A 25379-nucleotide genomic window follows, 5' to 3' on the forward strand; every position below is an offset into this window, starting at 1 on the left:
CCTTTCGTTCGGTCACCCGATGGCGTCGATGAGCGAGCCGAGGTTCGCGGCCGGATCGGTGAACGTCAGCGTCAGCACCGGGCGCCCGTGCTCGGCGAGCACGCTCGCGTCGCCGGAGGCCTGGGCGGCGATGAGCTCGCCGAAGGTGAACGGGCGCTCGGGGACGGCGAGGTCGTCGACCGCGGTCTGCGTGATCTGCAGGAACACGCCCACCGCGGGGCCGCCCTTGTGGAACTGCCCGGTCGAGTGGAGGAACCGCGGACCCCAGCCGAAGGTGACGGGGCGTGCGGCCCGCGCCGCGACCAGGTCGCGGAGCTTCGCGAGCTCGGGGTGCGCGACGCGGTCGACGTAGGCCTGGATCGAGACGTAGCCGTTCGCCGGCAGCTCCTCGAGCAGCACGTCGATGGCCGACACGAGGTCGCTCGCGGCGCCGATCACCTCGGGGGTGCCGCGCACCTCGATGCCGTCGGCCACGAACGCGGCCGGCTCGGGCGCCGGGCGGGCGTCGAGGAGGCCCCGCGCGGCGATCTTCGCCGACTCGACGTCGGGCTGGTCGAACGGGTTGATGCCGAGCAGGCGCCCGGCGACGGCGGTCGCGTACTCCCACACGAGCAGCTGGGCGCCGAGCGTGCCCGACACGCGGATGTCGCCCGACGGGTCGTCGGAGAAGATCTCGTCACCGGCGTCGTCGACGAGGCGCACGACCTGCAGGTCGGGGAGCGCCTCGCGGAGCTCGGGGGCGTCGGTGTCGAGGACGACGGGCAGGATGCCGGTGCCCTCCTTGCCCGTCGACTCCGCGATGAGCTGCTCGGCCCAGTCGGCGAAGCCCACGATGTGGGTGCCGTCGGCGACGATGCCGAGCTTGTCGCGCAGCGGGGCGGTCGCGGCGATGGCGGCGCCCAGCACGAGCCCGGGGTTCTCGGGGCTGTCGATCGCGAGCGAGAGCTCGATCGTCTCCGCCTCGTCGAGCACCTCGGCGATGTCGACGCCCGCGAGGCCCGACGGCACGAGCCCGAAGGCCGTGAGCGCCGAGTAGCGGCCGCCGACGTCGGGGTCGGCGTTGAACACGCGGTAACCGGCCGCGCGAGCCGACTCGTCGAGCGGCGAACCCGGGTCGGTGACCACGATGATGCGCGTCGCGGGATCGATGCCCGCGTCGCGGAACGCCTGCTCGTAGGCCCGGCGCTGGCTGTCGGTCTCGACGGTCGAGCCCGACTTCGACGACACGACGAGGGCGGATGCCTCGAGCCGGTCGCCGAGCGCGGCGCGGACCTGCCCGGGCTCGGTGGAGTCGAGCACCGTGAGGTCGACCCGCGCGGTGCGCGTGATGACCTCGGGCGCGAGCGAGGAGCCGCCCATGCCGGCGAGCACGATGTGCCGCACGCCGGCCGCCTCGAGCTGCTCGCGGAGCGCCTCGATCTCGGGCACGAGCGGTCGTGAGATCGCGACGGCCTCGGTCCAGCCGAGGCGCTTGCCGGCCTCGTCCTCCGCGGCCGGCCCCCACAGGGCCGGGTCCTGCGCGGTGATGCCGCTCGCGACGAGGTCGGCGACGAGCGTCGGGACCGTGCGGCGGACGGCGTCGGCGGCAGCGCCCGAGACGGAGATGCGGAAGCTCATCGGGCGGCCTCCAGCGCGGTGCGCACGGAGTCGAGCAGCTCGCCCCACGAGACGTTGAACTTCTCGACGCCCTCGCGCTCGAGGAGCGCGGTCACGTCGTCGTAGTCGACGCCCACCGTCGCGAGCGCGTCGAGGACGTCGCCCGCGCCGCCGTAGTTGCCGGTCACCGTGTCGCCCTCGATCACGCCGTGGTCGTAGGTCGCCTCGAGCGTCTTCTCGGGCATCGTGTTGACGACGCCGCGGGCGACGAGCTCGGTGACGTAGAGGGTGTCGGGCAGCGACGGGTCCTTGACGCCGGTCGACGCCCACAGCGGCCGCTGGAGGTTGGCGCCCGCGGCGAGGAGTGCCTGAGCGCGCTCGGTGGCGAACTGCTCCTCGAAGAGCTCGTACGCGAGGCGGGCGTTCGCGACGCCGGCCTTGCTCTTGAGCGCGAGGGCCTCGGGCGTGCCGATGGCGGCGAGGCGCTTGTCGATCTCGGTGTCGACGCGGGAGACGAAGAACGAGGCGACCGAGTGGATCTGCGACAGGTCGTGACCGGCGGCCTTCGCCTGCTCGAGCCCGGCGAGGTAGGCCTCGATGACCTGGCGGTGTCGGTCGAGGCTGAAGATGAGCGTGACATTGACGCTGATGCCGGCGCCGATGGTCTCGCGGATCGCATCGAGGCCCTCGACGGTCGCCGGGATCTTGATCATGGCGTTCGGACGGTCGACCTTCGCCCACAGGGCCTTCGCCTGGGCGACGGTGCCGGCCGTGTCGTGGGCGAGCCCGGGCTCGACCTCGATCGACACGCGGCCGTCGACGCCGCCCGTGCGGTCGTAGACGGGGCGCAGCACGTCGGCCGCGGAGCGGACGTCGTCGGTCGTGATGTCGAAGACCGCGGTGTTGACGTCGGCGCCGGCCACGGCGAGCTCGTGCAGGTGCTCGGTGTAGCCGTTGCCCGCGGTGAGGGCGTTCGCGAAGATCGTCGGGTTCGTCGTCACGCCGACGACATTGCGCTCGGCGATGAGGCGGGCGAGGTCGCCCGTCACGAGGCGCTCGCGCGAGAGGTCGTCGAGCCAGATGCTGACGCCGGCCTCCGAGAGGGCGGCGGTGGGGGAGCTGGTCATGGGAGTGTCTCCTCTTCTGGCTCGCGTCAGGCCGACGCGAGCGATTCCTTCGCGGCGGCGACGACGGCCTCTGCCGTGATGCCGAACTCGCGGAACAGGGTCTTGTAGTCGGCCGACGCACCGAAGTGCTCGATCGAGACCGAGCGGCCGCGGTCGCCGATGTAGCGCTGCCAGGTCAGGGCGAGGCCCGCCTCGACCGACACGCGGGCCGTGACGGCCGCCGGCAGCACCGACTCGCGGTACGCGGCATCCTGCTCGTCGAACCACTCGAGGCTGGGGGCCGAGACGACCCGCGCGCCGATGCCCTCGGCGGCGAGCGTCTCGCGGGCCGCGAGCGCGAGCTGCACCTCGGATCCGGTCGCGATGATGATCACGTCGGGCGAACCGGAGGCGGCATCGGCGAGCACGTACGCGCCCTTCGACGTGTTGGCCGCGCTCGCGAGCACGTCGCCGGAGGCCTCGCCCTCGCCGCGCTCGAACACGGGGATGTTCTGACGCGTGAGCGCGATGCCGGCAGGCCCGCCTCGGCGCTTCAGGATCTCGAGCCAGGCGTGCGCGACCTCGTTGGCGTCGGCGGGGCGCACGACGTCGAGGCCGGGGATGGCCCGGAGCGTGGCGAGCTGCTCGATCGGCTGGTGGGTCGGACCGTCTTCGCCGAGCGCGACGGAGTCGTGGGTCCAGACGAAGATCGACGGCACGTGCATGAGCGCCGCGAGGCGCACCGCCGGGCGCATGTAGTCGCTGAAGATGAGGAAGGTGCCGCCGAACGCGCGCGTCGGGCCGTGCAGCACGATGCCGTTCACGATCGCCGCCATCGCGTGCTCGCGGATGCCGAAGTGCAGCACGCGGCCGTACGGGTTGCCGGCCCACTCGTGCGTCGAGTGCTCGGTCGGCACGAACGAGCCGCCGCCGTTGATGGTCGTGAGGTTCGACTCGGCGAGGTCGGCCGAGCCGCCCCAGAGCTCGGGGAGCTCGGCGGCGAGGGCGTTGATGACCTTGCCCGACGCCGCGCGGGTCGACACCTCGGTGCCGCCGTCGAAGACCGGCAGCGCGTCGGCGATGCCCTCGGGCAGCTCGCCGGCCTCGAGGCGGTCGAGCAGCGCCTTGCGCTCGGGGTTCGCGGCGGCCCACGCGTCGAACGCCTGCTGCCACTCGGCGTGCGCCGCCGCACCGCGCTCGCGCGCGGCGCGGGTGTGCGCGATGACCTCGTCGGCGACGACGAAGCTGTCCTCGGGGTCGAAGCCGAGCACCTCCTTCGTCGCGGCGAGCTCGGCGCCGCCGAGGGCCGAGCCGTGGATCTTGCCCGAGTTCTGCTTGCCGGGCGAGGGCCAGCCGATGATCGTCTTCAGGATGATGATCGAGGGCTTCGCCTGCTCGCCCTTCGCGGCCTCGACGGCCCGGTGGAGCTCGGCGACGTCCTCGACGTATTCGCCCGTCTTCTTCCAGTCGACGGTCTGCACATGCCAGCCGTACGACTCGTAGCGCTTCGCCACGTCTTCGGTGAAGGCGATGTTCGTGTCGTCCTCGATGGAGATCTGGTTCGAGTCGTAGATGACCACGAGGTTGCCGAGCTGCTGGTGGCCCGCGAGGCTCGACGCCTCGCTGGTCACGCCCTCCTGCAGGTCGCCGTCGCCGGCGATGACGTACACGAAGTGGTCGAAGGGGCTCTCGCCCGCGGGCGTCTCGGGGTCGAAGAGGCCGCGCTCGTAGCGGGCGGCGTAGGCGAACCCGACGGCGGAGGCGAGGCCCTGGCCGAGCGGGCCCGTCGTGATCTCGACGCCGGCGGTGTGGCCGAACTCGGGGTGGCCGGGGGTCTTGGAGCCCCACGTGCGCAGCGCCTTCAGGTCGTCGAGCTCGAGTCCGTCCCCGGCGAAGTAGAGCTGCACGTACTGGGTGAGCGACGAGTGGCCGGCGGACAGGATGAACCGGTCGCGGCCGATCCAGGCGTGGTCGGCCGGGTCGCGCCGCATCACCTTCTGGAAGAGGAGGTAGGCGGCAGGGGCCAGGCTCATCGCCGTTCCGGGGTGGCCGTTGCCGACCTTCTCGACGGCGTCAGCCGCGAGCACCCGGGCGGTGTCCACCGCGCGATCGTCGATGGATTCCCAGTGCAGAGTTGCCACGAGGTGCAGTTCCTTCCGTTCGTGACGGCGACGGGAACTCGTCCCCGACCCGCCGAGGACGTTGCGGCGCGGTACCGCCGGGCGTGCGAACCGTGTGGGATGCCTCGGGGGGAATCGTGGATCGCAGCGCCAAGCGCGCAATCCTCAGTATATGGAGTTCGCGGAGCCCGATGACGGGGAATGACTCACACCGGACGCCCGTCGTTGTGAGGTGCGCGAGGCCCCGATCCGAGGCGGGGCGACGGGATGGCCTAGAATCGTGGGGAGGCGGCGCGGCGCCCGGCACGAGCCTGCGCGCGCGCCTCGGAAGAGGAACGATGCAGGCAGCCGTAGACACCCGTGACGCCCGACCGGCGATGACCGTTCGGCGCAAGCTCGCCGCCTACCTCGCGCTCACCAAGCCCCGCGTGATCGAGCTGCTGCTCGTCGTCACCGCGCCGACGATGATCCTCGCGCAGCAGGGGCTGCCGAGCCTCTGGCTCATGCTCGCGACCCTCATCGGCGGCGCGATGAGCGCCGGCAGCGCAGGGGCGTTCAACTGCTACATCGACCGCGACATCGACCGCGTGATGAAGCGCACGCAGGGGCGCCCGCTCGTCACCGGCGAGCTCAGCGACCGCGAGGCGCTCGTCTTCGCCTACGGGCTCGGCATCGCCTCGATCGTCTGGCTCTGGGTGTTCACGAACTGGCTCGCGGCCCTGCTCTCGCTCGCCGCGATCCTGCTCTACGTCGTCTTCTACAGCCTCATCCTCAAACGACGCACCGCGCAGAACATCGTCTGGGGCGGCATCGCGGGGTGCATGCCGGTGCTGATCGGCTGGGCGGCCGTCACCGGCAGCCTCGACTGGGCGCCGTTCATCCTGTTCCTCATCATCTTCCTGTGGACGCCGCCGCACTACTGGCCGCTGTCGATGAAGTACAAGGACGACTACGCCGCGGCGGGCGTGCCGATGCTCGCGGTCGTGCGCGGCCGCGCGCAGGTCGGCCTGCAGGTGATCCTCTACGCATGGGCGACGGTCGCCTGCTCGCTGCTGCTCATCCCCGTCGCCGACATGGGTCTCGTCTACTCGACCGTCGCGGTCGTGACGGGCGTGTGGTTCATCGCCGAGACCCACCGCCTGTACAACCTCGCGATCCGCCACGTGCAGGTCTCGCCGATGCGCGTGTTCCACGGCTCGATCGCGTACCTGTCGCTGCTCTTCCTCGCGGTCGGCATCGACCCGCTGCTGCCCTTCTAGGCTCGGCGGTGCGCGCCGCGCGGACGCGGGTGCCCACGCGCGCGCCCGCCCGCCCGCCACGGACTCGGAGATCGACGCGATCTCGGGACGATTCCCGCGTGCCGCACCCGAATCCGTGGTGATCTCCGAAGCCGTGGCGGCCGCGTTCCCACCGGCTACTCCTCGACAGCCGGGTGAACCTGAGATGCATCCACAGCGGGGATGCCGCAGAACTTCCCGGCACGGCGCGCGGGGAATGATCGGGCGATGCCAGACCTCGAACTCACGATGCGACGCACCGACGGCGTCGCCCGGGTAGCCGCACTCCGGGCCGCAGGCCACACCCGGCACCATCTGCGCCGCGCACTCGAGGCCGGTGCCATCGTTCGGCTCCGTCCCGGCTGGGTGGCGCTGCCCAACGCGGAGGACCACCTCGTCGAGGCAGCGCGCGCCGGCGTCGTGATCACGTGCATCAGCAGGGCAAAGCAATTGGGCCTCTGGGTGCTCGCCGACGACGGTCTGCACGTCGCGACCGACGCGCACGGTCCCGTGCCGCCGATTGCCGCGCGAGTGCACTGGGCGAGGCCGCTCGTGCCGCGGCACCCCGACGCGCTCGTCGACCCGATCGAGAACGTGCTCGCCCTCGTGGCCGGGTGCCGGCCGTTCGAGCACGCGCTCGTCGTGTGGGAGTCGGCCTTGAACCGGCGACTCGTCTCACGCGAGGCGCTCGCGCGACTGCCGCTCGGACCGCAGGCCCGCGAACTCCTTTCGGCCGCGCACCCCTTCTCGGATTCGGGACTCGAGTCGCTGTTCTTCTCGCGGCTGGGCTGGCTCGGCGTGCGCATCGTGCCGCAGGCGTGGATCGAGGGGCATCGCGTCGACTTCCTCATCGGGGAGCGGCTCGTCGTGCAGATCGACGGCGGCCATCACGTCGGCGCGCAGCGCGACGCCGACAACGAGCACGACGCGGCGCTCCTGTTGCTCGGGTACCGCGTGATCCGGGTGGGGTATCGGCAGGTCGTGGACGACTGGCCCGCCGTGCAGGACCGCATCGCGCAGGCCGTCGCGCTGGGGCTGCATCGGCGCTGACCGTGCCCGTCGCGCTCGCTTGCCCGCGCCGCCGTGGTCGAGGGGCGCGGAGCGCGCGCGACGTGTGTCGGTGCGCCACGGATTCGGAGATCGGCACGATTTCGGACGGATTCGGCCCTGGCGGGCCGGTTCGGTGCAGATCTCCGAGATGGTGGCGGGCCGAGGTTGGGGGCTGGGGGCGACGGCGTCAGGCGGATGCCGCGACCGGGGCGGGCGCCGGCACGCCGGAGCCGACCGGGCGCTTGAGATGCAGGATCGCGACCGTCATGGCCGCGGCGGTGAGCGCGGCGAGCACCATGTGGACGCCGACCGCGAGCACCGGCAGGCCGTTGCGGGCCTGGTAGAGGCCCACGGCGATCTGCACAACCTCGAGGGCGAGGAGCGCCGTCATCCAGGGGCGGGTCGGCAGCTGGTCGCGCCAGGCGACGATGACGAGCACGAGCGTGAGCGCGAAGAGCAGGTACCCGGGCCAGGCGTGCACGTGCTCGAGGATCTCCGAATCGAAGCCCGTGCGGCCGGCCTCGGCGTCGCCCGAGTGCGGCCCGGAGCCGGTGGTGAGCACGCCGAAGACGATCGAGATCGCGAGGACGGCGCTCGTCGCGTGCGTGAGGCCCGCGTACCAGGCGGGCACCGCGCGCTCACGGGGGCCGACCGGCTCGTCCATGCGTGCGAGGAACGCCGCGGTGACGCACACGAGCACCAGCGACGAGACGTAGTGGAATCCGACGATGAACGGGTTGAGGCCCGTCCACACCGTGACGCCGCCGACGATCGCCTGCGCGACGATCCCGAGACCCACGATGAGCGACAGCACGAACAGGTCGCGCCGCTCCCGGCGGATGCGCCACACGAGCAGGAACACGATGAGCGCGATGATGCCGACGACGCCCGTCATCGTGCGATTGCCGAACTCGATGAGGGAGTGGTAGCTCAGCTCCTCGGTCGGCACGAGCGACTCGGGGGTGCACGTCGGCCAGGTGGGGCATCCGAGTCCCGACCCGGTGAGGCGCACGGCGCCGCCGGTCGCGATGATCGTCACCTGCGCGACGAAGGAGGCCCAGGCGAAGAAGCGGAGTGAACGGGGCACGCGGGTCGTTCCTGATCCGGATCGTGCTGTGACGGGGCTGGGAGTCCCGGACCCACACGGCAGGCGACCCTATAGACTTGAGTGGTTGGCGCAACTGTTGCGACGCGCGCGAGAGCGCGGCACGCAGGCACCAGCCATCTTAGGTTCGCACTGGAGCCACCCGCACATCATCCACCGCCGGCGAGAGCCTCGACTCGCAGGCATGGTGAGCCGGACTGATATCCGGTCGCACGGGAGGAGAAGAGAGAGAGCATGACGGACGTACTGATCGACCGCCCCGAGCTCGAAGGACTCGGCAATTACGAGTTCGGTTGGGCCGATTCCGACGCCGCGGGGGCCTCGGCCCGCCGCGGCCTGTCGCCCGAGGTCGTCGCCGATATCTCGCGGCTGAAGGACGAGCCCGAGTGGATGCTCCAGCGGCGCCAGCGCGCCCTGCAGCTCTTCGACCGCAAGCCGATGCCCACGTGGGGCGCCGACCTCAGCGAGATCGACTTCGACAACATCAAGTACTTCGTCCGGTCCACCGAGAAGCAGGCCCAGACCTGGGAGGACCTGCCCGAGGACATCAAGAACACCTACGAGCGGCTCGGCATCCCCGAGGCCGAGCGCCAGCGCCTCGTCGCCGGCGTCGCGGCCCAGTACGAGTCCGAGGTCGTGTACCACCAGATCAACGAAGAGCTCGAGCGCCAGGGCGTCATCTTCATGGACACCGACACGGCGCTGCGCGAGCACCCCGAGTTCTTCGAGGAGTACTTCGGCACCGTCATCCCGGCCGGTGACAACAAGTTCGCCGCGCTCAACACCGCGGTGTGGTCGGGCGGCTCGTTCGTCTACGTGCCGAAGGGCGTGCACGTCGAGATCCCGCTGCAGGCCTACTTCCGCATCAACACCGAGAACATGGGCCAGTTCGAGCGCACGCTCATCATCGCCGACGAAGACTCGTACGTGCACTACATCGAGGGCTGCACCGCCCCGATCTACAAGAGCGACTCGCTGCACTCGGCCGTCGTCGAGATCATCGTGAAGAAGAACGCCCGCGTGCGCTACACGACGATCCAGAACTGGTCGAACAACGTCTACAACCTCGTCACGAAGCGCGCCACGGCCGCCGAGGGCGCCACCATGGAATGGGTCGACGGCAACATCGGCTCGAAGGTCACGATGAAGTACCCGTCGATCTTCCTCATGGGCGAGCACGCAAAGGGCGAGACCCTGTCGGTCGCCTTCGCGGGCCCCGGCCAGCACCAGGACGCGGGCGCGAAGATGATCCACATGGCGCCGTACACGCAGTCGTCGATCGTCTCGAAGTCGATCGCCCGCGGCGGCGGCCGCGCCGGCTACCGCGGCGAGGTCCGCGTCGACGCGAACGCGCACCACGCGGCGAACACCGTGCGCTGCGACGCGCTGCTCGTCGACACCATCTCGCGCTCCGACACCTACCCCGCGATCGACATCCGCGTCGACGACGTGCAGCTCGGCCACGAGGCCACGGTCTCGAAGGTGTCCGAAGAGCAGCTCTTCTACCTCATGGCCCGCGGCATCCCCGAAGACGAGGCCATGGCGATGATCGTGCGCGGCTTCATCGAGCCGATCGCGCGCGAGCTGCCGATGGAGTACGCGATGGAACTCAACAAGCTCATCGAGATGGGCATGGAAGGATCGGTCGGCTAAGGGATGACCACCGCAATGCAGAGCACAGCCATGCCCACGGCCGAGCAGCACGGCCTCGTCGCGCACTCCGACGGCGCGTTCGTGCCGGTCCAGACCCGCTCCGAGCGGTTCCGCTCGGTGAACGTCGACGACTTCGAGCCGGTCAACGGCCGCGAGCACGAGTGGAAGCTCTCGCCCGTCGCCGCCTTCGCCGACCTCACGTCGGGCGAGCTCGACGGCTCGCGCCCCGAGATCGAGACCGACGCCGTCGACGGCGTGGCCGTCTCGTGGGTCGCCCGCGACGACGCCCGCGTCGGCTCCGCCGGCACGCCCGAGGAGCGCGCGAGCGCGAACGCCTGGTCGAGCTTCGACGAGGCACTCCTCATCTCGGTCACCGGTGAAGACGAGAAGGTCGCGACCGTCACGCGATCGGGCCTCGGCGCCGCGCCGCGCGCCGCGCACACGATCATCGAGATCGCCCCGAACAGCCGGGGCTTCGTCGTCCTGCGCGGCACGGGTGACGCCCGCCTCTCCGAGAACCTCGAGATCCTCGTCGGCGACGGCGCGCAGCTCACGGTCGTGTCGCTCCAGGAGTGGAGCGACGACTCGGTGCACCTCGCGAGCCAGTTCGCGAAGGTCGGCCGCGACGCCTTCCTCAAGCACATCGTCGTCTCGCTCGGCGGCAAGGTCGTGCGGGTCAACCCCTCGACCCACCTCGCCGAGCAGGGTGCCGACGTCGAGGCGCTCGGCCTCTATTTCGCCGACGCCGGCCAGCACCTCGAGCAGCAGGTGTACGTGCACCACGACGCCCCGCACACCAAGAGCCGGGTGACCTACAAGGGCGCCCTGCAGGGCGAGGGCGCGCGCACCGTCTGGATCGGCGACGTGCTCATCGGCCAGAAGGCCACGGGCACCGACAGCTACGAGCAGAACCGCAACCTCGTGCTCACCGACGGCACCCGCGCCGACTCGGTGCCGAACCTCGAGATCGAGACGGGCGACATCGAGGGCGCCGGCCACGCGAGTGCGACCGGTCGCTTCGACGACGAGCAGCTCTTCTACCTCATGGCGCGCGGCATCCGCGAAGACGAGGCGCGTCGTCTCGTCGTGCGCGGCTTCCTCACCGAGATCGTGCAGAAGATCGGCTCGCCCGAGCTCGAAGAGCGTCTCACGGCCGCCCTCGAAGCCGAACTGCAGGGGAGCTGACGTGGCCGCCGTTCGTGTGTGCTCGCTCGATGAACTCGTCGAGAACCAGGCGTCGCGCTTCGTCCTCGAGGGCGTGCCGATCGCGGTCGTCAAGGACTCGGCGGGCGACGTCTTCGCCATCGGCGACACCTGCACCCACGGCGACATCTCGCTCGCCGAGGGGTTCGTCGAGGAGGACACGCTCGAGTGCTGGGCGCACGGTTCGAAGTTCTCGCTGAAGACCGGCAAGCCCCTCACCCTCCCGGCCTACGAGCCGGTCCCCGTCTACCAGGTCGAGATCGAGGGCGGCGACGTCCACATCGACCCCGCGGTCACGCTGACCGTCTGAACAACGCTTCTCCGGCCGCGGCCGGCTACCGAAAAGAGAAATCCCAGAACATGTCTGTGCTCGAGATCAAGAACCTGCACGTCAACGTCGAGACCGACCAGGGCACCCGCGAGATCCTCCGCGGCGTCGACCTCGTCATCAACGAGGGCGAGATCCACGCCATCATGGGCCCGAACGGGTCGGGCAAGTCCACGCTCGCCTACACGATCGCCGGTCACCCCAAGTACACGGTCGTCGAGGGCGAGATCCTCCTCGACGGCGAGAACGTGCTCGAGATGTCGGTCGACGAGCGCGCCCGCGCCGGCCTCTTCCTCGCGATGCAGTACCCGGTCGAGATCCCCGGCGTCACGGTCACGAACTTCCTCCGCACGGCGAAGACCGCGATCGACGGCGAGGCGCCGAGCGTCCGCACGTGGGTCAAGGACGTCCGCGAGTCGATGTCGAACCTCAAGATGGACTCGGCCTTCGCCGAGCGCAACGTCAACGAGGGCTTCTCGGGCGGCGAGAAGAAGCGCAACGAGATCCTGCAGCTCGAGCTCCTGAAGCCGAAGTTCGCGGTGCTCGACGAGACCGACTCCGGCCTCGACGTCGACGCGCTCAAGATCGTCTCGGAGGGCGTGAACCGCGCCAAGGCGAACACGGGCCTCGGCATCCTGCTGATCACGCACTACACGCGCATCCTGCGCTACATCAAGCCCGACTTCGTGCACGTGTTCGTCGCCGGACGCATCGCCGAGCAGGGCGGTCCCGAGCTCGCCGACCGCCTCGAAGAGGAGGGCTACGACCGCTACCAGGTCGCCGAGTCCGCCTCCGCGGCCGCGGCCGAGTAGGGCGCGGGTAGACTCGCACCATGGTCACCTCACTCGCGCCCGAGCGCTACGACGAGGTCTCCGAGGCCCTGAAAGACGTCATGGACCCGGAGCTCGGGGTCAACATCGTCGACCTCGGCCTCATCTACGACCTGGGCTGGGACGACGAGAACGACGCGCTCGTCATCCACATGACGCTCACGAGCGCCGGCTGCCCGCTGACCGACGTCATCGAGGAGCAGACTGCTGAGGCGCTCGACGGGGTCGTCGAGGCGTTCCGCATCAACTGGGTGTGGATGCCGCCGTGGGGCCCCGAGCGCATCACCGACGACGGCCGCGACATGATGCGGGCGCTCGGCTTCGCGATCTGACCCGTCGCCGGCGAACCACGAACCGGATGCCTCGTACAGCAGTGCTGCACGAGGCATCCGCCGTTCGTGGGCGACGCCTCAGGCGAGGCCGCGTCGTGCGAGCAGCGCGTCGATGCGCGGCTCGCGGCCGAGCAGCGCCCTGATCGACTCGCGCGGGTCGCGCGAACCGCCCGGCGCGAGGATCTCGGCGCGATAGCGCGCGCCGTTCTCGGTCGTGGCGCCGCCGTGCTCCTCGAACCACGCCATGATGTCGGCGCCGGGCACCTCGCTCCACACGTAGGAGTAGTAGCCCGCGTCGTAGCCGCCCGCGAAGACATGGGCGAAGTACCCGCTCGAGTACCGCGGCGGCAGCAGTTCGTCGGCGAGTCCGGCGCGTTCGAGCGCCGTGCGCTCGAACGCCGCGACGTCGGCGGGTTCGAGGGCGGCGGCACCGGCGGCGTCGAGGCGGTGCCACGCCTGGTCGAGCACCGCGGCCCCGAGGTACTCGGCGGTCGAGAAGCCCTCGCCGAAGGTGCGTGAGGCGAGGAGGCGCTCGACGAACTCGGGCGCGAGCGGCTCACCCGTCTCGTGGTGCACGGCGTAGTTGCCGAGGATCTCGGGTCGCAGCATCCAGAGCTCGTTCACCTGGCTCGGCAGTTCGACGAAGTCGCGGAAGACGTTCGTGCCGGCGAAGCTCGGGAACCGCACCCGGGCCAGCAGGCCGTGCAGCGCGTGGCCGAACTCGTGGAAGAGGGTCTCCGCCTCGTCGGCGGTGAGCAGGGTCGGGTCCCCGTCGGCGGGCTTCTGCACGTTGAGGTGGTTGACGACCACGGGAAGGTCGCCCGTGAGCTCGGACTGCTCGACGAGCGAGCTCATCCACGCGCCGCCCCGCTTCGAGGGGCGAGCGTAGAGGTCGAGCAGGTAGAGCCCGACCGGCGAGCCGTCGGCCTCGTCGACCTCGAAGACGCGCGCGTCGGGATGATGGCCGACGAGGTCGGGCCGCTCGGCGAACCGCAGCCCGTAGAGCTGCGTCGCCGCGTGGAACACGCCGTCGCGGAGCACCCGGTCGGCCTCGAGGTACGGGCGCATCGCCGCGAGGTCGACGTCGTGGCGTTCGGCCCGCTCGCGCTGGGCGAGATAGGTCCAGTCGGATGCCTCGAACTCGCGCAGCCCGTCGCGCTCGGCGCGTGCGCCGAGTGCGGCCGCCTCGCGGCGCGCGTTCGCCATCGCCGGCGCTGCGAGCCGACCGAGCAGCTCGGCGACGGCCTCGGCGGTGCCGGCGGTCTCGTCGGCCGCGACCGCACTCGCGTGGTCGGCGAAGCCGAGCAGCTCCGCGCGCTCGGCGCGGAGCACGACGAGTTCGAGCAGGATCGCCCGGGTGTCGTGCTCGCCGCCCGACGAGCCGCGGCCGCGCGAAGCGGACAGCAGCCGGTCGCGCGCCGCCGGGACGTCGAGCTCGGCGAGGGCGGGCTGCTGCGTTGACAGGATGAGCGGGAGGAGCCAGCCGTCGAGCCCGCGCGAGGCCGCGGCCGTCCGTGCGCTCGCGCGGCGCCGTTCGTCGAGGCCGGCGAGCTCGCGTTCGTCCGTGAGGTGGAGCGCCCGCTCGTTCGTGTCGGCCAGGAGCGTCTGCTGGAAGGCCGTCGTGAGACCGGCGATCCGCTCGTTGAGGCGTTCGAGCTCGGCGCGGCCGTCGGGGTCGAGGCGGGCACCGGCGAGCACGGCGACGCGATGACGGCGGCGCAGCAGGTACGCCTCGTCGTCGGCGAGGACGAGCCGACCGTCGTCGAGCCGGGCGAGGAGCGCCTCGAGCCGGCCGAACAGGCGGGGCTCGAGCAGCAGCGCGTCGCGGTGGGCGGCGAGCCGCGGGGCGAACTCGGCCTCGATCGCGTCGATCGCCTCGTCGGCGTCGGCCGAGCTGCGGTTCTGGAACACCGGCAGCACCCGGCGCAGGGTCGCGCCCGACCGCTCGAGCGCGAGCATCGTGTTGTCGAACGTCGCCGGCTCGGCGTTCGCGGCGATGCGTTCGAGCTCGTCGCGCTGCTCGCGCATCCCGAGCTCGATCGCCTCTCGGTAGTCGTCGGGCGTGAGCAGCGCGAACAGTGGAAGCCGGAAGGGCAGCGGACTCGGTTCGAGCAGTGGGTTCCGGCGCGGGTCGGTCATCCGTCAACCCTAGGCGCGGGGCGGGAACCGGGGGAGCAGTCACGCATCCGTGTCGCCCGACGGCGTCGCGGGTTGGCGTGCGGCGCCGTCGCGAGGATGATCGAGGCATGACCGTGACGATCAGCACCGTGCTCGCCCCCTTCGGCCCGGCGACCGCGCTCGAACTCACCGACGCCCAGGTCGACGAGCTCGGCGGCGGCAGGCGCGCCGCCGTCCTCGTGCGGATCGGCGGGCGGGCCGCTCGGGTGCGCCTGGCGGTGATGGACGGTCGCAACGTGATCGGACTGTCGAAGGCCGTTCGCACGGAGCTCGGGGTCGAGATCGGCGACGCCGTCGAGGCGACGGTCGAGCTCGACACCGCAGAACGCGAGGTCGAGGTGCCCGGCGACCTCGCCGCGGCGCTCGACGCCGACCCGGCGGCGCGTCGCGCGTTCGAGGCGCTCTCGTACACGCGGCGCAAGGAGCTCGCGCGCGGGGTGGCCGACGCGAAACGGCCCGAGACGCGCGAGCGCCGCATCACCGCGGCCGTCGACTCGCTGCGCGCGTAGGCTCGGGTCATGGAGAGCGAATCGGCGCCGGCACGCGACGCGTACACCCACGGACACCACGCGAGCGTCCTGCGCATCCACGCGTGGCGCACCGTCGAGAACTCGGCCGCGTACCTCGCACCGCACCTCGAGGCGGGCGCGGACGTGCTCGACGTCGGCAGCGGCCCGGGCACGATCACGCTCGACCTCGCCCGACGCGTGCGCCCGGGCCGTGTGGTCGGCATCGACGCCTCGGCCGACGTCGTGGCGCAGGCGGCCGGACTCGCGGCGAGCGAGGGCGTCGGCAACGTCGAGTTCCGCACGGGCGATGCGTACGCGCTCGACTTCGCCGACGACGCCTTCGACGTCGTGCACGCCCACCAGGTGCTGCAGCATCTCGCGCGACCGATCGACGCGCTCCGCGAGTTCCGGCGGGTCCTCAGGCCGGGAGGCCTCCTGGCGGTGCGCGACGTCGACTACGGGGGCATCATCTGGAGTCCGGCGTCGGCGGGCCTCGACCGTTGGCTCGAGCTCTACCACGACGTGCACGACTGGAACGGCGGCGACGCCCACGCGGGTCGCCACCTCAAGCGCTGGGCGCGAGAGGCCGGGTTCGCCGACGCGACCGCTTCGGGCTCGGTGTGGGTCTTCGCGAGCGATCTCGAACGGGAGTGGTGGGGCGGCTCTTGGGCCGAACGCGCCACCGAGTCGAGCTTCGCGGCCCACGCGATCGAGTCGGGCCACTCGAACCCCGACGAGCTCCGCCGGATCGCGCAGGCGTGGCGCGACTGGGCCGCCGACGGCGACGGCTGGCTGCTCATGCCGCACGGCGAGGTGCTGGCGCGCGCCTGATCGAGCCGCTCGGCGGGCTCGGGCGATCGCCGTGCCCGTCGTCAGCCGGCCGACCGGATCACCAGTCCTCGTCGGCGTCGAGCGCGTCGGCGATGACCTCGCGCACGACCGTGCCGTCGTCGAGCTCGGCGATGGGTCGGCCCTCGAGCCAGGTGAGCGTCCAGTGCCGCCCCGCGGGGTCGCCCTCGAACGCGGCCTCGGCCGCGGCGATGCGCGGGCGCAGGTCGCCCGGCACCGACGCCGGTGGCTCGGTGCCGAACGCCCACCTCGTGCCGAGGCGCATCAGGCCCTCATCTCGTACGTGACCCAGCGGGTGCGCTCGGCGAGCCGGTCGTACAGCTGCTGCGCGGTCTCGTTGTCGTCGGCCGTGATCCACGCGACGCCGCCGTGGCCGACCTCTGCGGCACGGGCGTGCACGAACTCGATCAGCGCGCGACCGGTGCCCGTGCCGCGCTGCGACTCGACGACGTACAGGTCGTCGAGGTACATGCCGTACGTGGCGCTCAGGGTCTCGGGCACCTGCCGGAAGTGGGCGAGCCCCACGGGCGTGCCCTCCTCGTCGACCGCGAGCGCCGCCTGGAGCGGGTTGTGCTCGTCGCGCAGCCAGTTCCAGACGATGAGCGCCTTCTGGTCGTCGAGCTTCGTCTCGTAGAACGTGCAGTACGCCTCGAAGAGCGGCAGCCAGCCGAAGAAGTCGTCGTCGCCGGCCATCCGGATCTCGTTGGTCATGGTTCCCCCTACTCGGACGGTGCCTCGAAGGCGACGTCGCGGACTTCGAACTCGTCGGCCTCGGTGAAGGCGAGTTCTGCGATGCGGCCGACGGCGCGCAGGTCGGATGCCACGTGCTCGAGCAGCTCGATCGTCGCCGACGGCGCGGCGATGGTCGCGTGCGCGACGGGCGTCTTCTGCGAGGCCTTGACGTCGGTCTTCGCACGACGGATGCCGGTGAGGGCGAGGCTCGCGAGCTCGAGCAGTTCGCCGCTCGCCTCGCCGCGCGCGGCGAGCTCGTCGGTCGTGGGCCAGGCGGCCACGTGCACCGAGCCGTCGTGCGACCAGCGCCACGCCTCCTCGGTGGCGAACGGGATGACGGGCGCGAACAGGCGCAGCAGCACGCCGAGCGCGGTCTTCAGCGCCGCGACGGCCGAGGCCTGCTCGGGGCTCGCCTCGCCGTAGGCGCGCTCCTTCACGAGCTCGAGGTAGTCGTCGCAGAAGGTCCAGAAGAAGGTCTCGGCGACCTCGAGCGCGCGGGCGTGGTCGTACGCGTCGAGCGCCCGGGTCGCCCGGTCGACGACCGACGCGAGCTCGGCCAGCATGCTGCGGTCGACCGGCATCGTCACCGCGGCATCCGCAGCGCCCTCGAAGCCGAGGATGAACTTGGCGGCGTTGAGGACCTTGATCGCGAGGCGGCGGCCGATTTTCACCTGCGTCGGGTTCTGCGGGTCGAACGCGGCATCGGTGCCGAGCCGGCTCGATGCGGCCCAGTAGCGCACCGCGTCGGTGCCGTGCTGCTCGAGCAGGCCCGCCGGCGTCACGACGTTGCCCTTCGACTTCGACATCTTCTTGCGGTCGGGGTCGACGATGAAGCCCGAGATCGCGGCGTTCGACCACGGGGCGACGCCGTGCTCGAGCTCGGCGCGCAGCGTGGTCGCGAAGAGCCAGGTGCGGATGATGTCCTGGCCCTGCGGGCGCAGCGAGTAGGGGAACACGAGGCTCCACAGCTCGGGGTCGCGCTCCCAGCCGCCCGCGAGCTGCGGCGTGAGCGACGACGTCGCCCAGGTGTCCATGACGTCGTGCTCGCCGACGAAGCCGCCCGGCTCGCCGCGCTGCGCCTCGTCGTACCCGGGCGCGGGCGCCGAGGACGGGTCGACCGGCAGCATCTCCTGCGTGGCGACGATGGGCTCGTCGAACACGGGGTCGCCCTGTGCGTCGAGCGGATACCACACGGGGATCGGCACGCCGAAGAAGCGCTGGCGCGAGATGAGCCAGTCGCCCGACAGGCCGCCGACCCAGTTCTCGTAGCGCACGCGCATGAAGTCGGGGTGCCAGTCGATCTCGCGGCCGTGCCCGAGCAGGCGCTCGCGCAGCGACTCGTCGCGCGCGCCGTTCGTGATGTACCACTGGCGCGTCGAGACGATCTCGAGCGGCTTGTCGCCCTTCTCGAAGAACTTCACCGGGTGCGTGATCGCCTTGGGGTCGGCGAGCAGGTCGCCCGAGTCGCGCAGCTGCTGCACGACCGCCTGCTTGGCGCTGAACGTCGTCTTGCCTGCGAGCTCGGCGTAGGCGGCACGGCCGGCCTCGGAGGTGATGGCCTCGGGCGCCTCGGCGATCACGCGGCCGTCGAACCCGATGATCGCGCGGTTCGGCAGGTCGAGCTCGCGCCACCACACCACGTCGGTCACGTCGCCGAAGGTGCAGATCATGGCGATGCCGGTGCCCTTGTCCTTCTGGGCGAGGTGGTGCGCGACGACGGGCACCTCGACGCCGAACACGGGCGTCGTCACGGTCGTGCCGAAGAGCGGCTGGTAGCGCTCGTCGTCGGGGTGCGCCACGAGCGCGACGCACGCGGGGATCAGCTCGGGCCGGCTCGTCTCGATCTCGACGATGCCGCCGTCGGGGCGGTGGAACGAGACCCGGTGGTAATGGCCGGGCTGCTCGCGGTCCTCGAGCTCGGCCTGCGCCACGGCGGTGCGGAAGGTCACGTCCCACAGCGTCGGTGCGAGGGCCTGGTACGCCTCGCCGCGCTCGACGTTGCGGATGAACGCGAGCTGGGACGTGCGCAGCGCCTCGTCGGCGATCGTGCGGTACGACTGGGTCCAGTCGACCGAGAGGCCGAGTTGGCGGAACAGCGACTCGAACTGCTGCTCGTCTTCGACGGTGAGGCGTTCGCACAGCTCGATGAAGTTGCGGCGCGAGATCGGCAGCTGGTCGGCCGCCTTCGTGCTCTTGTTGTCGCCGCCCTCGAACGGCGGCGTGAAGTCGGGGTCGTACGGCAGCGACGGGTCGCAGCGCACGCCGTAGTAGTTCTGCACCCGGCGCTCGGTCGGCAGGCCGTTGTCGTCCCAGCCCATCGGGTAGAAGACGTGCTTGCCGCGCATGCGCTGGTACCGCGCCACGAGGTCGGTGTGGGTGAACGAGAAGACGTGGCCGATGTGCAGCGAGCCCGACGCGGTCGGTGGCGGGGTGTCGATCGAGTAGACGCACTCGCGCGTGGCGGCGGTGCGGTCGAACCGGTAGGTGCCGTCGTGCTCCCAGACGCCGCCCCACTTGGTCTCGAGGCCCTCGAGCGCGGGCTTGTCGGGGATGCGGGCGGTGTCGGTCATGATGCTCCGGTTCGATATCTGCGGCACCGAGTCCGTGATGAGGTGCCTGAATGTGACGCTCAAGCCTAGCGGAGCGCGGCCGGGAACGCCCGGTGAAGGCGGGATACGGCGCGCCGGGGCGACCGCGACCGGAGGTCGCGGTCAGCGCACGAGCCGGGGCGCGTCGGCGAGCAGCCGTGCGGTGTACGGGTGGTCGGGCGCGGCCAGCACCTGCTCGGCCGGCCCCTGCTCGACCAGGTTGCCCGCTCGCATGACCGCGACGCGGTCGGCCATGTGGCCGACGACGCCGAGGTCGTGGGAGATGAACAGCATGGCGAGCCCCCGCTCGCGCTGGAGCTCGTCGAGCAGGTCGAGGATCTGCGCCTGGATCGTCACGTCGAGTGCGGAGACCGGTTCGTCGCACACGAGGAGGTCGGGCCGGGCGGCGATCGCCCGGGCGATCGCGACCCGCTGCCGCTGGCCGCCGGAGAGCGTGAGCGGCTCGCGCTGCGCGACTCCCGCGGCGAGGCCGACGCGATCGAGCAGCTCGGCGACGCGTCGCGCACGCCCGAGCCGGTCGACCGTGCGGTCGGCGGGGTCGGATGCCCCGCGGCGAGGTCCGTCGGCGGCATCGCCTCGGGCGTCGTCCTCGGCATCGGCGAGGATGCGCCCGACCGTCCATCTCGGGTCGAACGAGCTCAGCGGGTCCTGGTAGATCGCTCCGATCCGGCGCCGCCGCGTGCGCCGTTCGCGCTCGTCGGCGGCGGACCACGGCGAACCGTCGAACGACACCGTGCCGGCGTCGGGGGCGGTGAGGGCGAGCACGAGCCGCGCGAGCGTCGACTTGCCCGACCCGGATTCGCCGACGAGGCCGAGCGTCTCGCCGCGCGAGACCTCGAGCGAGACGTCGTCGACGGCCGCGAATCGGTGCCGGCCGGGCAACCGGTACGTCTTCACGACGTGATCGACGACGAGCAGCGGCTTCGGGGCGTGCGCGCCGGGATCGGTGCGGGCGCGATCGGGGTCGGGGGCGGTTCTCGTGGCCGGCTCGTCGTCGGCCGCGCGCGGACGGCTCAGCGCGACGCCGCGCGGAACGTCGGCCGGCACCGCGGCGATGAGGGCACGGGTGTACGGGTCGCTCGGGGCCCCGAGCACCCGGGCCGTCGCTCCCTGCTCGAGCACGCGGCCGTCGCGCATGACGTGCACCCGGTCTGCGAGCCGCGAGACGACCGCGAGGTCGTGGCTGATGAGCAGCAGGCCGGTTCCGCGGTCGCGCACGCGGGCGAGGAGATCGAGCACACGCGCCTGGACCGTCGCGTCGAGGGCGGTGGTCGGCTCATCGGCGATGAGGAGGGGCGGCTCCAGTGCGAGCGCCGCCGCGATGAGCGCGCGCTGGCGCAGTCCGCCCGAGAGCTCGCCCGAGCGCTGCCGGGCAGCGGCCGCCGGATCGGGCATGCCGACGTCTGCGAGCAGCTGGCGCGCTCGCGAACGGCGCTCGGCACGCGGCATCCGCTCGTGGATGCGCAGGGCGTCCTCGACCTCGCGTCCGACGGGACGCAGCGGGTCGAGCGCCACGAGGGCGTCCTGCAGCACGAGGCCCGCGGTGCGCCCTCGCACGAGGCGCCAGTCGCGCTCGGTCGCGGTGCGGAGGTCCCGGCCGGCGAGGCGCAGCACGTCGGCGGTCACCCGGGCGCCGTCGCCGGCCATGCCGAGCAGGCTTCTGGCTGTGACCGACTTGCCCGAGCCCGACTCGCCGACGAGCGCGACGCATTCGCCGGGTGCGATCGAGAGTCGCATGCCGTCGACGACCCGAACGTCGCCGAAGTCGACCGTCAACCCGTCGACCTCGAGCAGGGGCGTGCCCGCCGCGGCGTTCATCGCGCACCCCGCTCGCGCCGGGCGAGTGCGCGACCGAGCACGGTCGTCGCGATCGTCGTGCCGACGATCATGAGGCCCGGGAAGACCGTCATCCACCACGCGGTCGCGAGGTAGGTGCGTCCCGCCGAGAGCATCGCACCCCACTCGGCGGCCGGCGGCTCGGCGCCGAGGCCGAGGTAGCTGAGCGCGGCGGCCCAGACGATCGCCTGACCGATGCCGAGCGTCGCGAGCACGACGAGCGGCAGGAGTGCGTTCGGCAGGATGTGGGCGCCGATGATGCGGGGTCGCGTGCGGCCGAGCACCGTCGCGGCCTCCACGTACGGCGCGTTGCGGATCGCCACCAGCTGCCCCCGGATGATGCGTGCGTAGCCCGGGGCGGTCGAGAGGCCGACGGCGATCGTCGCCGTGATCGGCCCCGGGCCGGCGACGACGATGACGAGGAGTGCGAGCAGCAGGCCGGGGAAGGCGAACAGCACCTCGACGAGCCGTCCGACGCCGAAGTCGACGGCGCGCCCGCCGAAACTCGCGGCGACGCCGAGCAGGAGCCCGAGCGCGAGGCCGATCGCGGTGGCGGTGACGCCGATCGCGAGCGAGGTGGCGGTGCCGGCGACGACTCGGCTGTAGATGTCGCGACCGGACTCGTCGGTGCCGAACCAGTGCGCCGCCGATGGCGGCTGGAACGCGTCGGCCGGGGCGATCGCGTTCGGATCGTACGTCTCGAGGAGCGAGGGGAAGCAGGTGGCGACGAGGAGGAAGGCGACGAACGCGCCGGCGAGGATCGTGCCGGCCCGCGGGCGGCCGGTGCGCCGGGCCTCGGCCGCCGCCGCGTCGACGGTCGCCTGCTGGAGCTCGAGATCGCTCATCGTCCCGACTCCCCGGCGAGACGCGGGTCGGCGATGCGCATGGCGAGGTCGGTCACGACCGTCATCGCGACGTACACGAGGGCGACGAGCAGCACGACGCCCGTGACGACGGGGATGTCGCGCAGCGTGACGGCCTGCAGCAGGGTGCGGCCGAGTCCGGGCATCGCGAAGATCGTCTCGACGACGACCGCACCCGAGAGGAGCCATCCGAGCGCCCAGCCCGAGAGGCTGATGCCCGGCAGCGCCGCGTGGCGGAGCGTGTGCCGCAGCCGGATGCCGATCGCGCTCTCGCCGCGCGCGCGTGCGGAGGCGACGAAGGGTTGCCGCATCGCCTCGAGGAGGCTCTCCCGCATGACCTGCGCGAGGAATCCCGCGAGCGGCACCGCGAGCGTGACGACCGGCAGCACGAGCCCGATCGGCGTGCCCGTCGCGACGGGCGGCAGCCAGCCGAGGCCAGAGCTGAACACGGCGATGAGCACGGCCGCGAGGAAGAAGTGCGGCAGCGCGGCCGCGACGAGCTCGATGCCCTGACCGAGCGCAGCGGCGATCCGGCCGCGGCCGGTCGACCAGAGGGCGAGCGCCAGCGCGAGCACCCACGCGAGGGCGAGTGAGCACACGGCGAGCAGCATGGTGCCGCCGATCTGCGCGCCGAGGAGCTCGCCGACGGGCACCTTGAGCGCATAGGACGTGCCGAGGTCGCCCGTGAGCAGCCGGCCGAGCATCGCGAGGTACTGCACGACGAGCGGCTGGTCGAGTCCGTAGTCGTGGCGGACCCGGTCGAGTGCCTCCTGCGAGGCCTGCGAGCCGGGCCCGCCGAGGATCGCCTGCGCCGGGTCGCCGGGGATGAGCCGGATGGCGAAGAACGTGAGGGTCGCGACGGCCCACATGACGAAGACCGCACCGCCGATCAGCAGTGCGACATGCCGAGTCGTCCGGCCCGCAGCACGCGGCGCCGGACCGCCGGCCGACGGCGGGGGAGCCCCGTCGCCGTCGACCGGCAGGGTGTCAGTCGGCGATCCAGGCGTCATAGAACGTCGGCGTCGACACCGTCGGCAGTGCGCGGGCGCCGTGCACCGCCTTCGCGACGAGGAAGCTGTTCTGCTGGTCGTAGAGGGGCAGCAGGTAGTGCCCGCCGAGGATGAGTCGCTGCGCCTGCTCGTACAGGTCGGCGCGCTCGTCGGCGTCGCTCGTCGAGGCCGCATCGGTGAGCAGGCGATCGATCTCGGGATCGTTCACCTGGGCGAGGTTGGCGAAGTAGCCGCTCGGCGCGGGCGTGATGCTGTCGGAGTGGTACAGGATGCGCAGCACATCGGGGCCGACCTTCGTGTACGGCGCGCTCACGATCTCGTACTCGTGGGCGAAGAGCGCCCCGTACCAGCTCGACAGGTCGAGCAGCGAGATCTGCACGTCGAAGCCGGCGTCCTTCGCGGTCGCCTGCACCTGCTCGAAGAGGGACTGCTCCGCCGGCACCGACTGGTTCGTGCTCACGGGGAAGCGCAGCACGAGTCGCGCTCCGTCCTTCATGCGCGTGCCGTCGTCGTCGCGCTCGGTCCAGCCGGCCTCGTCGAGCAGGGCGTTCGCCTTCTCGAGGTCGGTCTCGAACAGGTCGGGCTCGGAGTAGGCGAGCGCCTCCACCGACGAGAGCGGCGAGTACGAACGCTCGGCGGTGCCGAAGTAGAGCGAGTCGATGCCGTCGTTGACGTCGACCGCGGCGATGAACGCCTCGCGCACCCGCTCGTCGTCGAACGGCGCCTGGCCCGAGTTGAGCTCGATGCGGTTGGCGGCGCCGGGGCGAGGTGCGTCGATCCAGACGGGGTCTCCCGACTTCTCGGCCGCTGCGGCCGTGTCGGGCTGCGGGTTGTCGATCACGTCGACCTGGTCGCCCTGCAGGGCGGCGTAACGAGAGGCGGCGTCGGGGATGAACCGCCAATCGATCGCCTCGAGATAGGCGGCGCCCTCGTGCTCGGCGTCGGCGGGCGGCGAGACGTAGTCGTCGTTGCGCACGAGCGACACGCGCTCCTGCTTGACCCAGCCGTCGACGACGAACGGGCCGGTGCCGATGGGAGCCTGGCAGTTCTCCTCCATGCCGCGGGCGAGTCCTGCGGGCGACTCGATCGCGAGCCACGGCTGCGAGAGCGACTCGAGCAGCGCGCTGTCGGGCGCCGTCAGCACGAACCGCGCCACGTCGGGGGAGACGACCTCGACGTGGTCGACCTTGCCGAGGGCGAGGTAGCCGGTCGACGACTGGGTCGCCGGGTCCTTGAGGTGCTCGACGTTCGCCTTGACGGCCTCGGCGTCGAACGGCGTGCCATCGGTGAACTCGACGTCGTCGCGCAGCGTGAACTCCCAGCTCAGGCCGTCGGCGGCGGACTCCCACGACTCGGCGAGCCAGGGGATGATCTCGCCCGACTCGTTGCGCGAGACGAGCGACTCGAGGAACTGGCTCGCGAGGAGCGCCTGCGGATAGTTGCCGCCGACGTGCGGGTCGAGGCAGGTCGGCTCGGCATCGCCCGAGGCGTACCGCAACGTGCCGCCCGCGACGGGGTCGTCGGAGGCATCGGGTTCGGCGGCCTGGCAGCCGGCGAGCGCGACGGCTCCCGCGAGCGCCACGACGGCGAGCCCGAGCGTGCGCGGGCGACGGAGTGAACGGAGTGCAGCGTGCATCGAAGTCCTCGAGAGGGGAGTGGGAATCAGGCGGGACGACGACGGCCCTGAGTCATCCTGACACCGCGTCGCGCCACCGACAAGCAAGTTGTTCGCATTGCAATAGAACAAATATGATTAGGCGATGTTGATCCGCCTCGACCCAGCCTCGCCGACGCCGTTGGCCGACCAGCTGGCGTCGGCGCTCAGGTCGTCGATCATCGACGGCCGGCTGACGGGCGGCGAGCGGCTGCCGGCCGCGCGCACGCTCGCCGCCGAGCTCGGCGTCAACGTGCACACGGTGCTGCGCGCCTACCACCGCCTGCGCGACGAACAGCTCATCGAGGTGCACCGCGGGCGGGGTGCCGTCGTCGCCGTGCGCGTGGGCGGCCACGCGGCGCTCGCGGGCGCCGTGCACGACCTCGTCGACGAGGCGCGCGAACACGACCTGCCCGAGGCGGCGCTGCTCGAACTCGTGCGCGCCGCGTACCGCGCCGCCCCGCAGATCGGGGTCGTGCGCCCGATGCGTCCGGCGGGCCCGCCCGCGACACGGTATTCTTGACGGCAACGACGTCGAT

Annotated in this window: 22 protein-coding genes; 10 read left to right on the plus strand and 12 right to left on the minus strand. The window is 71.7% G+C overall.

Annotation, left to right across the window (positions count from 1 at the left end; genetic code table 11):
* Positions 1-12: 12 nt before the first annotated feature.
* From AC3RJ6_RS12830 to tkt, 3 genes are read right to left on the minus strand one after another with little or no spacing between them, the layout of a single operon-like run.
* On the minus strand, positions 13-1617 hold the full coding sequence (locus AC3RJ6_RS12830; RefSeq protein WP_491427462.1) for a phosphoglucose isomerase-related protein: 1605 nt from the start codon (positions 1615-1617) through the stop codon (positions 13-15).
* Entirely contained in the window at positions 1614-2723 is a 1110-nt protein-coding gene (gene tal / locus AC3RJ6_RS12835; protein WP_491427463.1) for a transaldolase, read from the minus strand. Before tal ends, AC3RJ6_RS12830 begins: the two co-directional genes overlap by 4 nt.
* Positions 2724-2749: 26 nt before the next feature.
* Positions 2750-4843: a transketolase gene (gene tkt, locus AC3RJ6_RS12840; protein ID WP_491427464.1), complete on the minus strand. Its 2094-nt coding sequence runs from the start codon at positions 4841-4843 to the stop codon at positions 2750-2752.
* 317 nt (positions 4844-5160) lie between these two features.
* Here tkt and AC3RJ6_RS12845 point away from each other — a divergent pair, with 317 nt between their 5' ends.
* Together AC3RJ6_RS12845 and AC3RJ6_RS12850 are read left to right on the plus strand one after the other, a co-directional pair.
* The gene (locus tag AC3RJ6_RS12845) at positions 5161-6081 is read left to right on the plus strand and encodes a heme o synthase (protein WP_491427466.1); all 921 of its coding nucleotides are present in this window, start codon (positions 5161-5163) and stop codon (positions 6079-6081) included.
* Between the two features lie 246 nt (positions 6082-6327).
* Positions 6328-7149 (plus strand): endonuclease domain-containing protein, encoded by an 822-nt coding sequence (locus AC3RJ6_RS12850; RefSeq protein WP_491427467.1) that lies wholly within the window; start codon positions 6328-6330, stop codon positions 7147-7149.
* A gap of 187 nt (positions 7150-7336) precedes the next feature.
* Here AC3RJ6_RS12850 and AC3RJ6_RS12855 read toward each other — a convergent pair whose 3' ends face one another.
* A complete protein-coding gene (locus tag AC3RJ6_RS12855; RefSeq protein ID WP_491427468.1) occupies positions 7337-8236 on the minus strand; it encodes a COX15/CtaA family protein in 900 nt (299 codons plus the stop codon).
* Positions 8237-8488: 252 nt separating this feature from the next.
* Here AC3RJ6_RS12855 and sufB point away from each other — a divergent pair, with 252 nt between their 5' ends.
* From sufB to AC3RJ6_RS12880, 5 genes are read left to right on the plus strand one after another with little or no spacing between them, the layout of a single operon-like run.
* Positions 8489-9907, plus strand: coding sequence for a Fe-S cluster assembly protein SufB (sufB, locus tag AC3RJ6_RS12860; protein WP_491427469.1), 1419 nt, complete (start codon positions 8489-8491; stop codon positions 9905-9907).
* Between the two features lie 3 nt (positions 9908-9910).
* Positions 9911-11092 carry a Fe-S cluster assembly protein SufD gene (gene sufD, locus AC3RJ6_RS12865; protein WP_491427470.1) on the plus strand — a complete coding sequence of 394 codons (1182 nt, stop codon included), beginning with the start codon at positions 9911-9913 and terminating at the stop codon, positions 11090-11092.
* Between the two features lies 1 nt (position 11093).
* Positions 11094-11420, plus strand: a complete 327-nt coding sequence (locus AC3RJ6_RS12870; RefSeq protein ID WP_491427471.1) for a non-heme iron oxygenase ferredoxin subunit — start codon at positions 11094-11096, stop codon at positions 11418-11420.
* A gap of 50 nt (positions 11421-11470) precedes the next feature.
* Positions 11471-12250: a Fe-S cluster assembly ATPase SufC gene (sufC, locus tag AC3RJ6_RS12875; protein ID WP_491427472.1), complete on the plus strand. Its 780-nt coding sequence runs from the start codon at positions 11471-11473 to the stop codon at positions 12248-12250.
* A gap of 20 nt (positions 12251-12270) precedes the next feature.
* Positions 12271-12600: a metal-sulfur cluster assembly factor gene (locus AC3RJ6_RS12880; protein WP_231430951.1), complete on the plus strand. Its 330-nt coding sequence runs from the start codon at positions 12271-12273 to the stop codon at positions 12598-12600.
* A 78-nt stretch (positions 12601-12678) separates the two neighbouring features.
* On the opposite strand, the gene AC3RJ6_RS12885 is transcribed toward AC3RJ6_RS12880, so the two are convergent.
* The gene (locus AC3RJ6_RS12885) at positions 12679-14739 is read right to left on the minus strand and encodes a M3 family metallopeptidase (RefSeq protein ID WP_491427473.1); all 2061 of its coding nucleotides are present in this window, start codon (positions 14737-14739) and stop codon (positions 12679-12681) included.
* Between the two features lie 107 nt (positions 14740-14846).
* On the opposite strand from AC3RJ6_RS12885, the gene AC3RJ6_RS12890 reads away from it, so the two are divergent.
* Both AC3RJ6_RS12890 and AC3RJ6_RS12895 read left to right on the plus strand, forming a co-directional pair.
* Positions 14847-15287, plus strand: a complete 441-nt coding sequence (locus AC3RJ6_RS12890) for a YdeI/OmpD-associated family protein (protein WP_491427474.1) — start codon at positions 14847-14849, stop codon at positions 15285-15287.
* A gap of 9 nt (positions 15288-15296) precedes the next feature.
* A complete protein-coding gene (locus tag AC3RJ6_RS12895) occupies positions 15297-16118 on the plus strand; it encodes a methyltransferase domain-containing protein (protein ID WP_491427475.1) in 822 nt (273 codons plus the stop codon).
* Positions 16119-16176: 58 nt separating this feature from the next.
* On the opposite strand, the gene AC3RJ6_RS12900 is transcribed toward AC3RJ6_RS12895, so the two are convergent.
* From AC3RJ6_RS12900 to AC3RJ6_RS12930, 7 genes are all read right to left on the minus strand, one after another.
* The gene (locus AC3RJ6_RS12900; protein WP_491427476.1) at positions 16177-16401 is read right to left on the minus strand and encodes a hypothetical protein; all 225 of its coding nucleotides are present in this window, start codon (positions 16399-16401) and stop codon (positions 16177-16179) included.
* Positions 16401-16847, minus strand: coding sequence for a GNAT family N-acetyltransferase (locus tag AC3RJ6_RS12905; protein ID WP_491427477.1), 447 nt, complete (start codon positions 16845-16847; stop codon positions 16401-16403). Before AC3RJ6_RS12905 ends, AC3RJ6_RS12900 begins: the two co-directional genes overlap by 1 nt.
* A gap of 8 nt (positions 16848-16855) precedes the next feature.
* A complete protein-coding gene (valS, locus tag AC3RJ6_RS12910; RefSeq protein ID WP_491427478.1) occupies positions 16856-19438 on the minus strand; it encodes a valine--tRNA ligase in 2583 nt (860 codons plus the stop codon).
* A gap of 141 nt (positions 19439-19579) precedes the next feature.
* Positions 19580-21295, minus strand: coding sequence for a dipeptide ABC transporter ATP-binding protein (locus AC3RJ6_RS12915; protein ID WP_491427479.1), 1716 nt, complete (start codon positions 21293-21295; stop codon positions 19580-19582).
* The gene (locus AC3RJ6_RS12920; RefSeq protein WP_491427480.1) at positions 21292-22158 is read right to left on the minus strand and encodes an ABC transporter permease; all 867 of its coding nucleotides are present in this window, start codon (positions 22156-22158) and stop codon (positions 21292-21294) included. Before AC3RJ6_RS12920 ends, AC3RJ6_RS12915 begins: the two co-directional genes overlap by 4 nt.
* Positions 22155-23186, minus strand: a complete 1032-nt coding sequence (locus AC3RJ6_RS12925; RefSeq protein ID WP_491427481.1) for an ABC transporter permease — start codon at positions 23184-23186, stop codon at positions 22155-22157. Before AC3RJ6_RS12925 ends, AC3RJ6_RS12920 begins: the two co-directional genes overlap by 4 nt.
* A complete protein-coding gene (locus AC3RJ6_RS12930; RefSeq protein ID WP_491427482.1) occupies positions 23164-24822 on the minus strand; it encodes an ABC transporter substrate-binding protein in 1659 nt (552 codons plus the stop codon). The genes AC3RJ6_RS12925 and AC3RJ6_RS12930 overlap by 23 nt, the downstream gene beginning before the upstream one ends.
* A 124-nt stretch (positions 24823-24946) precedes the next feature.
* On the opposite strand from AC3RJ6_RS12930, the gene AC3RJ6_RS12935 reads away from it, so the two are divergent.
* Positions 24947-25363 carry a GntR family transcriptional regulator gene (locus tag AC3RJ6_RS12935; RefSeq protein WP_491427483.1) on the plus strand — a complete coding sequence of 139 codons (417 nt, stop codon included), beginning with the start codon at positions 24947-24949 and terminating at the stop codon, positions 25361-25363.
* The last annotated feature ends 16 nt before the right edge of the window (positions 25364-25379 follow it).

This window comes from Agromyces cucurbitae (assembly GCF_058349945.1).